Annotated in this window: 1 protein-coding gene and 2 pseudogenes; all 3 read right to left on the bottom strand. The window is 75.5% G+C overall.

What is annotated here, in order from left to right:
• A pseudogene (locus tag SM757_RS34330) lies at positions 1-807 on the bottom strand (hypothetical protein); the annotation flags it as partial.
• Positions 808-826: 19 nt separating this feature from the next.
• Entirely contained in the window at positions 827-5824 is a 4998-nt protein-coding gene (locus SM757_RS34325; protein ID WP_322468763.1) for a hypothetical protein, read from the bottom strand.
• 70 nt (positions 5825-5894) lie between these two features.
• A pseudogene (locus SM757_RS34320) lies at positions 5895-6427 on the bottom strand (hypothetical protein); the annotation flags it as partial.

The following is a 6427-nucleotide window of genomic DNA, read 5'->3' as shown; positions in this document are numbered from 1 at the left end:
TGTGTATAAGAGACAGCCGCTGGACGGCGTTGCCCCGGGTGCCCGCGGGGCCGCGGCGGCGTCCGGCGCGCCGGCCAGGCCGGGCGCTTCGACAAGCCGCGCCGCCCTCTCCTCCCCGGCCAGGCGCAAGGCCCGCGCGACCAGCGCCCGCGGCTCGGCGTAGGGTGGCGCGCTGGCGTCGATGCCTGGATGGTTGTCCGCGGCTGCGGCCGCGGGCGCGTGCAGGGACGCCGGCCCCGGCGCGCCGCCCAACGCCCGCCACAGCGGCGCCACATCCGCGCGTGGCACGGCGGCGATCAGGGCTTTTGTGAAACCTTCGCGCGCCATGGCGGCGACCCAGGCCGGCAGGGCGGCCGGGGCTTCCGGCAGCGCCGCCACGGCGTGCATCACCGCTCCCAGCGCCGTGGGCGTGTCCGGTGCCTGCGCCAGCGCCGGCAGCAGCCGCGGCCAGAACCACGCCGCGGGCGCGGGCCCGCGTGCCAGGCGCAGGCCCAGCGCCAGGTGGGCGTGCAGCGCGTCGCGGAACCACACGGCGTCGGCCGTGGCGGCCTGCGGCGCGTCGCCGGGCAGCCAGCGCAGGCGAGACTGCGCCATCGCGGTCTCCAGTCGCAGCGCCCAGGCCTGTGCGCTGGCGTCGGCGCGCACGGGGCCCAGGCTCAGGCGGCGGACGAACAGCAGCCGCCGGCCCACGTCCGGCAGGCTGGCGCAGCGCAGCGCGTCTTCCAGGCGCAGCGCGGCGCGGCGCGCGTCCTCGTGGCTGGCGGCCTGCAGGTGCAGGCGGCGCACGGTGCGGTCCACGGCGGCCATGGCGCACGCGGCTCCGGCCTCAGGACAGCGACAGCGGCACGCGCTTGAACGCGCCGCCGCTGCGCGCGGGCGAGGCGCTCACCACCGGGGCATCGTCGAAGTGCACCCGCACGTCCATGCCCAGCGACTCCTGCCCGGCCGCCACGTGCAGCACCCGCGCCGAGACCTCGGCCGCGCCGATGTCCTCCACCACCGCGCGCGCCACCACCGCGTTGTTGCGGTAGACCAGGGCCTGCATGCCCACGCGCAGCCGCGCCGGCTCCAGCGCCGCCAGCGGGAGGCTCACCCCCGGCCGCACGGCGCCCACCGGCCGCGCCAGCCGCCCCGCCACGATGCGCCCAACCGGCGCGTGGCTGGCCAGCAGCAGGCACATGCGCACCACGTCGTTCACCAGCGCCTCGGCCTGCGCCTGGCGCGGGTCCACGCGGGCGAACAGCCAGTCGGCATAGGCCTGCATCCGGCGCCGGTCCAGGGAGTCGATCTCGCTGAAGCGCGGCAGGTTGGAGAGGTCGCGCAGCGAGGGCGTCTCGTCGAACTGCGACATCTGCTCGGCCCAATCCAGCCGGATGGACGGCAGCACCGCGCTGAGCTCGGCGTGCAGGCAGGTGCACACGCCGGCCATGCGGTCGAACAGCTCGGCCGCCAGGCGCGACACCTCGCCGCGCCCATGCTCGCCCTCGGCCAGGTCGCCCAGCGACACGACCTCCTGCACCTGCACGCGCAAGCCCTGCCAGGTGGCCGTGGCCAGCAGCGGCCACTGCAGCCGGTTCAGGCGCTCGGCGCGCGCGGCCAGCAGCGGTGCCTGGCGCGTGAGCAGTTGCGTCAGGGCCGTGCCGATGCGGCTGCCGCTCAAGGTTGAGGGGGCAACGATGCCGCGCTGTGCCAGCAGGGTGCTGCGCGATTGCGCGCCGCGCAGCGTGCGCAGCAGCAGCTCGCCGCGGTCCAGCCGCTCCACCAGGGCCCGCACGTCCACGAACCAGGCCGCCGGCGCCTCGCGGACGACCTTGAGCATTTCCGCCAGCTCGTCCGGCACGTCCGGGTGCGAGCGCAGGCAGGCCGGCACGGGTGCCTCGGCCAGCGCCGGGTCCACCGCGCGCCAGGGCGCCTGCAGCGCCTGCGCGGCCTCGCGCGGGCGCATGTAGGCCACGAAGCGCACCTCCTCGGCCAGCACGCGGGCGCGCCGCTCGTTGATGGCGGCCAGCCGCGCCTCCTCCTCCGCGATGAGCGCGCGCGTCACGCCCACGTCGTGCCGCGCCTCGGCCAGCCGCTCCTCCACGGCCTGCAGCCGCTGCGCGGCGTCGCTCCAGTGGCCTTGCAGCGTCTGCAGCACGGCTTCGCAGCGGCCCAGCGCGTCGCGGTAGACGGTGAGCCGGCCTTCGAGCTGGCGCAGCAGCGCCACCGTGTTGTCCGACAGCGCCACGGTCTGCGAGAACAGCAGCGCCTCGTCCTCCGCGCCCGTGCTGATGGGCGGCAGCAGCAGCAGCGTCAGCAGTTCCGGCTGGGCCAGGAAATCGGTGAGCGCCCGCTGCGTGGGCTGGTTGGAGCCGCGCAGGAAGGGGTCGTCCTTGAGGCCGTAGACGACGAAACCGTCGAACACCGAGGGCAGCTCGCCGCTGTCCTGCGCCGACAGCGTCTTCACCAGCTCCACCAGCGAGGCCACGGTGCGCTGGCGGTTGGCCAGCGCGTAGTCGCGCGCCTCGGTGGACGGCGGGCTCTTGAGCCGGTCTGCGATGGCCGTGGTGCGCACCGTCGACAGGCCCACCACCGGGTTGGCGTAGACGATGGCCTCCGGCGCGCTGGGCTTGCGCAGCAGCAGGCTGCGCGGCTGCGACTGCGCCAGCCGCACGGCCGTGGTCACGCTGTTGGCCGGCAGTGCGAGCAGCGAGGATTTCACGGTCGCCGCCGCCCCCGGCGTGGGCGTAGGCGCGGGGGCCGCCGCGGCCATGGCCATCAGGCCCTCGGCCGTGCCGGCCAGCACCGAGGGCTGCGCGGCGCGGCGCAGGTTGAGCGTGTCCAGGTACTGCCTGATCTGCGACTGCACCACCACGGCGCTGTCGCTCTTGGCGATGGCCGCGATGGCCGGCGACACGCTCAGCCGCGAGGCGTCGCTGGTGCTGAGCATGAGCTGGCGCAGGCGGTGGATGTCCACCTGCATGTGCGCGAAGCCGAAGTCGGTGATGTCGTCCACGCGGTCTATGCGCGTGCGCAGGAAGTCGGCAAAGCCCGCCACGCCGCGCAGCAGCAGTTGCGACTGCTCGTGGCCGGACAGGCGCAGCAGCGCCGGGTCCTGCATGAGCTGCGCGTAGGCCGGCACCACGCCCGTGCGCGCCGTGGTCGTGGGCGTGAGCACGCCCAGGCCGCCGCGCAGCGCGATGCCGCTGCCCAGCAGCACCTGGTGCGTGGTGCGTATGCCGCCGCCGTGCGGGTGGCGCGGCCACACGGGCTCGGCCTGCAGCGACCACGCCGGGTGGGTGCTCGTGGGCGGCTGCGGGCGGCCGAAGGTGATGTCGCTCACCGCCAGCTCGCCGCCGCAGGCGAAGAGGTTGATCTCGTACAGGCCCACGCCGTCGCGGTCCGGCGGCAGCGGGATTTCCAGCCACACCCAGCGCGAGGACGGCGGCAGCGCCCCCGCGCGCGTGGCCTCGTGGAGGAGCTGCGCCCGCGCCGGCAGCAGCCTGGCCAGCTCGTCCAGGCGGTTCTCGCCCCAGAAGGCGGCGCGCTCCCAGTAGGCCATCTCGTCGCCGTACTGGCTCAGCCGCAGCGTGGCCACCAGCGAGTGCGGCGGGTTGACCTCGTCCAGGTACACGGCCATCAGCAGCTTGGGCGCGATGCCCTCGGTGAAGTCCGACGGTTTCAGCAGCAGCGCGCCGGGGTCGCCGTCCTCGATGTCCACGCCATGCCCGCGCCAGGCGCTGCCCGGCGCGTACTGGAGGTTGAAGCCGCCGGAGGGCAGCCGCAGCGGCGAGTCCAGCGGCAGCGCCTCGCTCGCCTGCGGCGGTTGCACGGGCAACAGGTTGGGAGCGACGCCGCCCGCGGCGTCGAAAGGCGCCCATAAATCGTTGGTGCTCAGCAGCTCCCAGGCTTCGTTGCCCTGCGGCCGCGCGCCCGCGGGCAACTGGTTGCAGAACCACTTGCGCCAGGTGTTGGCCGTGGTGGCGCCGGCCATGCCGAAGGCCGCGCGCCCGTCGAACAAGGAAAAAGCCATGCCGTTGACGGGCTGGCCGGCCAGGCCCACGGCGGCCGCCGGTATCTGCAGCCGCACCCAGGCGCCGGCTTCCGGCAGGTCGCCCAGGCGCTGGCGCGAGGCCGGCGTGGTGGCCGGGTTGCCCCAGGCGATCAAGTCCTCGCCCCAGTAGGCGCGGTGCTCCCAACTGGTGCCCACGCGCCACTGCAGCATGAGCGTGCGCGGCGGGTGGTCGGGGTCCAGGCACACCCAGGCGAAGAGCGACTCGCCCGCGGCCAGCGTGAAGGCGGGCGTGGCGCCGTCGAAGAAATGCTGGTGCAGCCCGCCCATGAGCGCGCTGCGATGGCCGCCACCCGGCGGCGGCGGGCCCCAGGGCGAGAGCGATTCGCTCTCCAGCGCCAGTGGGTCGTCGTCCCAGGCGGGCACGGCCGGCTGGCTGCCGTCGATGGCGTGGCGCAGCATGGCCCTCTTGCGCCGCAGCCCCTGGCGCCCCCCCAGCTCGCGCGCGCGGTCCAGCAGGAAGCGGTTGAGCGTGTGCGTGAACTCGGGGTCCAGAACTTCCTTCTTGAGCAGCCGCGGCTCCCAGGACGCCTGCGGCACGGGCACCAGCAGCCGCACGCGCTCGGCGGCCGAGAGGTTCACCGGCGCCAGCGGCGCGGCCTCGCGCAGGGCCACATCCAGTTGCTCCAGCGGCACGGGCACGGCGTCCAGCGTCACCAGCGGCGGAAAGAACTCGCAGCGGAAGTTGGCGAGGTCCAGCACGTTTTTCGGCAGCAGCCCGCAGGGCGGGATGTGCAGGAAAGGGTCGGCCAGCGTCTTGACCGGCGGCGGGGGATCGCCGAGCTCGGCCAGTTCCTCGGCGAACTGCTCGATCCTGGCCTGCCACAGCGCCGGCAGCCGGCTGTGGGCCGACAGCCGCGTGGCGCCCGCGGGCGCGTCGAACGCCAGTTGCAGCCTCGCTTCGCGCGCGCGCCCGCCCTGGCGCACCACGGCGGCGCGGTCGGAGAAGGCGATGCCGCCGGCCGCATCCAGCCCAAGCAGCGCGACGGGCACGCCCAACAGCTCCCAGGGCAGCGCCTGCCCCTGGGCCAGGCGGGCCTCGGCCTCGAACACCGCGTAAGCCAGCGCGTTGCGCCGGCGCAGCGTGGTGGCGGGCAGCGCGATGGCGCCTTCCGGCCACGGATACCAGACCAGCCGCACGCCGTCGGCCAGCCGCCAGTCCTCGGCGGTGGCGGGGTCCATGTCGTCGCCGCAGGCGCAGCGGTCGCAGGGGTCGGCCGGGTCGAAGTCCACCGAGTCCACCGTCACCGGCTGCAGCAGCACGACGCCCGCGCGGTTGAGGTGCGCGCTGCCCGCGTCCAGGAAGGCCCCCACCGAGCTGCCGATGACGCGCTGCCCGGGCTCGCCGGGCAGCACGGGCAGCTCCACCGCATTGGTGGCGCCCGGCGCCTGCCCCGGCGCAAACCAGGCCAGGGGCAACGCCACGGGCAGCGCGCGCAGCTCGCATTCCAGGCGCTGCAGCAGCGTCACGTCCTCGCCGCTGACCGTCAGGCCCTGCCCCGGCTCCAGCATCAGCTGGAGGGTGCTGCCCTCCAGCACGTGGTTGAGCTCCAGCCCGCGCACCACGCCGGCGGTGAAGGCCTGGCCGCGTTGGGCGATGCGGCCGGCCTGCCACTGCTGGCGGCCCTGCAGCGTGGGGGCGGTGAGCGCGCGGCCGGGGAAGAGGTTGGGACGGCGCAGCCAGGCCACGGCCGCGGCGGCGGCGTCCTGCGGCGACAAGGCCACCACCCGCTCGCCCGGCAGGGGGGTGTTGATGGGGGTCACGCTGCTCACGGGGCGTCTCCTTGGAGGTTCGCGGGCCTTGGCCGCTCAGGCGGCCGTCGGCGCGGCGGGTGTGGCGTGCTCAGGCCTTGGGCTTGCGCGGCGCTGCGGGCGCTTTGGCCGCTTTGGTCGCTGCGGCCGTCTTGGCCGGCGCGTTGGTCTTGCCGGCCTTGGCCGCCTTGACCGGCGGCATGGGCGCCGGTGCTGGCGTGGCCGCAGCCCGCCGCGCTGCCTTGGGTGCCGGCGCGGGCGCTGCGGGCTGCACGCTGGGCGCCGAAGGCGGCGTGGGAGGCGGCAGGCCGCGCACCAGCGGTACCACGGGCACGGGGGTGGTGGGCGTCGGCTTGACCACCGCGGGCGTGACGGTTGCGGGCGCCACCGGCAGCGTTCCGATGGGCACCGTGGGCGTGACCGGCACGGCCGTGACGATGGGCGGCCGGATGGGGCCCAGCGTGGGCGACGGTGTCAGCACGGGCGGCCGCGTGAGCGGCGGCGTGGGCAGGGGCGTCGGTGCCAGCGTGGGCAGCGGCGTCACGGTCGGCTTGGGCGTGGGCAGCGGTGTGGGTGCTGGCGTCGGCGTCGGAACCGGCGTGGGCGCCGGGGTTGGTGTCGGGG

Source organism: Azohydromonas lata, assembly GCF_034427735.1.
GTDB classification, from domain to species: domain Bacteria; phylum Pseudomonadota; class Gammaproteobacteria; order Burkholderiales; family Burkholderiaceae_C; genus Azohydromonas; species Azohydromonas lata.
Note: the sequence above shows the minus strand (reverse complement) of the source record. Positions and strands in the feature narration are given on the sequence as shown.